This window comes from Acidiplasma cupricumulans, from assembly GCF_001402935.1.
Lineage (GTDB): Archaea > Thermoplasmatota > Thermoplasmata > Thermoplasmatales > Thermoplasmataceae > Acidiplasma > Acidiplasma aeolicum.
In genome coordinates, this window is the sequence record NZ_LKBH01000134.1 from 1 (window position 1) to 3,511 (window position 3,511).

Sequence of the window (3,511 nt, forward strand, 5' to 3'; positions counted from 1 at the left end):
ATAGTATTTTAATATAGGTCAATAATGATTTTGGTTACCAATGACGATGGATACTTTTCAAGGGGTATCAAAACACTTTATATGAACGCTGCAAAGATCAGTACAGGAGCCGTGATGGTTGCACCTGACAGACCAAGAAGTGCCTCAGGCATGAGCATTACATTTAATAATCCACTCAGGGCAAAAACCATTGATGAAAACGGCATTAATGGCTATGCCATATCCGGATTTCCGGCAGACACAATATTTTTGGCAAGAAATGCGCTTTACAGGAATGAAAAAATTGATTTAATTGCCAGTGGCATAAATCACGGTCTTAATATATCGTTAAGGTCGCTATATACAAGTGGAACAATATCTGCGGCCATGACAGGCGCCCTGCTTGGAATAAAGGGTATAGCATTTTCAATCGATGTAAATGAGGAAAATGAAAAATCTGCTGATTTTGAAAAGGCAGGGATAATAGCAAGGCATGTAATGGAATATGTTATTAATAAGGGATTCCCAAAGGATGTTGATATATTAAACATAAATTTCCCACATAAAATAAATGATGGTATAAAAATGGTTGGAGTTCCGATGTATGTGAACGCATTTTCAGATTATGTTAGGGAGGATGAGGACCCGCATGGAAATAAATATTACTGGTTCTGGAATAAATTTTCAGATGATTATGATGAAAATACAGATTATTATACTGTGATGCATGAAGAAAATATATCAGTTACACCACTGTCAGTGCATGGCCATGTTATAACCAACTTTTCCGGTATAAAATCTCTTTGCAATGATGTATCAGGCCTAATATATAATGACGAATATTTATCAGATGTGAAATGAGAGATTAAATATCATAATTTAATCCCGTTACATGAAATTCAAAGGTCTCGGCCCTGAATGGTTTCCTGTCGTGCTCGGAACATTATCAATTTCCCTTGCACTTTACATAAATTATCTTGTTTTTTTAAATTTATGGCTCTTCAATGCAGGTAAAATTATATTTTTCCTTGTAATTGCAATGTTCATTTTCGTGTTAATATCTGTGGTTTATCGCTATGCATCAAAATCAGGAACCCTTAAAATGGACTATAATAATCCCACAGCATTGAGCTTTCTGGCATTTCTTGGCATAATCATGTATGCCCTTGCATTTTTTTACAGTGCCTATATAGGCATAAACAGAATTGTGGCAGCAACATTTTTGTATATATACTTTATATTTTATGTATATGTAATAATAATAAATTTACTTTTAAACTATAACCTTTATACAAATAAATACAATTCATCAGAATTCTCATATGCAATGCTTGTACCCTCCATTGTCATAGGTGGAAACATCATATTAAGCAGTATTATGCTCATAAAACCACTGGAATCATATTACACATTAAGTGAGCTTAAACTCATATATTTTATGATTTTTGTTTCACTGGGCATAACATTTTTCCAGTTTCTGTTTGTGGGTATTACTGCATTTATATACCATATTAACAAAACAGAGTATTTAAGAAGCGTCCCCGCAGCCATGATACCTGTGGGGGCCTCAAGCATGATAATTATTAATATTATGTTTTTACCATACTTTAATTACCTGCACCTTTTTAATGTGCCTGATTACATGGCTGTGGACTCATCAATGCTTTTTTTTGGCTTTGATACATTTTTATTTTTAATATCAGGGGTAATTGCGGCAGGTCATATAAAAAGAAGGCAGTCAATGACTGTATGGGCATATGTATTTCCGGTTGGTATATCAACGTTTTCAGATTACATGATATATTCTTATACTGGAATCTTCATTTTTAAGTATGCAATTGTTATATTTACCATTGTTTTAATAATACTTTATATATACTCCTGGATAAATACATATTTAATTATAAAAAATCCCGGGGTCTGATTTCATGATAATCATCGAAAATTTGAGCAAATTATATAAAAATCTGTATGCTGTTGACCATCTTAGTGCGGAAATATCTGATGGAACTGTATGCATAATAGGGAAGAATGGTGCAGGTAAAACAACACTTCTTAGAATGCTTTCAACACAGCTCAGGCCCACGTACGGTGATGCATTTATTAATAACCTTAGCATTATAAGGGATACAAAGAAACTAAGAAAAACAATAGTAAGCATACCACAGGAGGCCTCACCCATAGGCATATTAACACCGTATGAACAAATATTTATGTATTTAACCGCCAGAAACTTTTCCCTTAAATCGGCCAAGGACGAAACGTTAAGGGCCTTAAGGGAACTGGATTTATATGATAAAAAGGATGTGCCTTCGGATGAACTCTCTGGTGGAATGAAAAGAAAAATGTTCGTTGCCATGGCACTTGCTGCAAACACTGAAACAATTTTCCTTGATGAGCCCACAACAGGCCTTGACCCCCTTTCAAGGCTCGAAACTTGGAGCGCCATAAAAAAGCTTTCAGGGAATATAATATTAACCACACATTATATGGAGGAGGCCAGGGAGCTTGCATCAAAAATATACATAATGGATAAAGGCAGAATAATAAAATCCGGGAATTATGACCAGCTTTTAAGGCCATATAAAAATATGATCAGAATAGAGTCCATGGAAAAACTGGATAATTCATATAAAATAGGAACTTTGTATGTAAAATATATAAAAAAATCTGATATTGATAAAATAGGCAGTGATGTGAGTGTGCGCGATATAACCATTGATGACCTTTTTATAATGGAGGATGAAAATGCCAAATATTAAATTTATACTCACAATGGCATGGTACTATGGCATAAAAACCATAGCCAGAGGGCCATCATACCTTATTGCCTCACTTGCCACACCGCTTACCTTGCTTTTTCTGGTATTTGTATTAAGCCATGGTGCACTTGTTAAATTTGCAATAGTCGGAGGTTTAATTGCATTTATTGGGTCTGTTGGGCTTTCGGGCGCCGGTGATTCAGCATTTTTCAGGTTACAGTTAAGAATTCAGGAGCTTTATGTTGCAACCAGTATAACACAGTTTGATTACATGGCCGCATTTACACTGAGCTATTTCATCTTTTCAGTTCCCGGAATTATTCTTTATGTTTATCTTGGTATTATTTACCATCTATTCACATTATATAATTCCATTGCACTCGTATTAATTATGCTTATACTTATTGTAACCACAACGGCAATATCCTTCATAATATCAGGATCCATAAATCATCTAAGGAATATATGGGGAATAACCGGAATTTTAACTGTTATTACAAGTATACTGCCACCAACATTTTATCCATATTATTATGTTCCAAAAATATTTCTTTATATAATTGCAATATCACCAACAACACCAGCAGCAATTCTTGTTCAGGGATTTTTTGGCCTTGCACCCATGAATTTAATGATGCTTTACGTGCTTTTGATAGAGCTTGTAATATACTCAATTCTTGCCAGATTTCTTGTCAGATGGCGCGATAAGTGATAAACAGTAATTTATGACCGGTTTTTCATATGCTTTATAATTTAATTATATAACTTTA

Annotated in this window: 4 protein-coding genes; all 4 read left to right on the top strand. The window is 34.3% G+C overall.

What is annotated here, in order from left to right:
• The first annotated feature begins 24 nt into the window (after positions 1 to 24).
• Genes surE through AOG55_RS04070 form a run of 4 tightly spaced genes read left to right on the top strand, consistent with a single transcriptional unit; the run spans position 25 to position 3,453 of the window.
• Positions 25 to 840 (top strand): 5'/3'-nucleotidase SurE, encoded by an 816-nt coding sequence (gene surE / locus AOG55_RS04055; protein ID WP_052656877.1) that lies wholly within the window; start codon positions 25 to 27, stop codon positions 838 to 840.
• Between the two features lie 31 nt (positions 841 to 871).
• A complete protein-coding gene (locus tag AOG55_RS04060; RefSeq protein ID WP_055032272.1) occupies positions 872 to 1,903 on the top strand; it encodes an SLAC1 family transporter in 1,032 nt (343 codons plus the stop codon).
• A gap of 4 nt (positions 1,904 to 1,907) precedes the next feature.
• Positions 1,908 to 2,741 carry an ABC transporter ATP-binding protein gene (locus AOG55_RS04065; protein ID WP_048102395.1) on the top strand — a complete coding sequence of 278 codons (834 nt, stop codon included), beginning with the start codon at positions 1,908 to 1,910 and terminating at the stop codon, positions 2,739 to 2,741.
• Complete coding sequence (locus AOG55_RS04070; protein WP_052656890.1) at positions 2,728 to 3,453, top strand: ABC transporter permease; 726 nt, start codon at positions 2,728 to 2,730, stop codon at positions 3,451 to 3,453. Before AOG55_RS04065 ends, AOG55_RS04070 begins: the two co-directional genes overlap by 14 nt.
• The last annotated feature ends 58 nt before the right edge of the window (positions 3,454 to 3,511 follow it).

What these genes read in the sequence shown, in the direction of transcription:
- surE (WP_052656877.1), top strand. Translation starts at nt 25, where the DNA reads ATGATTTTGGTTACCAATGACGATGGATACTTTTCAAGGGGTATCAAA.
- AOG55_RS04060 (WP_055032272.1), top strand. Translation starts at nt 872, where the DNA reads ATGAAATTCAAAGGTCTCGGCCCTGAATGGTTTCCTGTCGTGCTCGGA.
- AOG55_RS04065 (WP_048102395.1), top strand. Translation starts at nt 1,908, where the DNA reads ATGATAATCATCGAAAATTTGAGCAAATTATATAAAAATCTGTATGCT.
- AOG55_RS04070 (WP_052656890.1), top strand. Translation starts at nt 2,728, where the DNA reads ATGCCAAATATTAAATTTATACTCACAATGGCATGGTACTATGGCATA.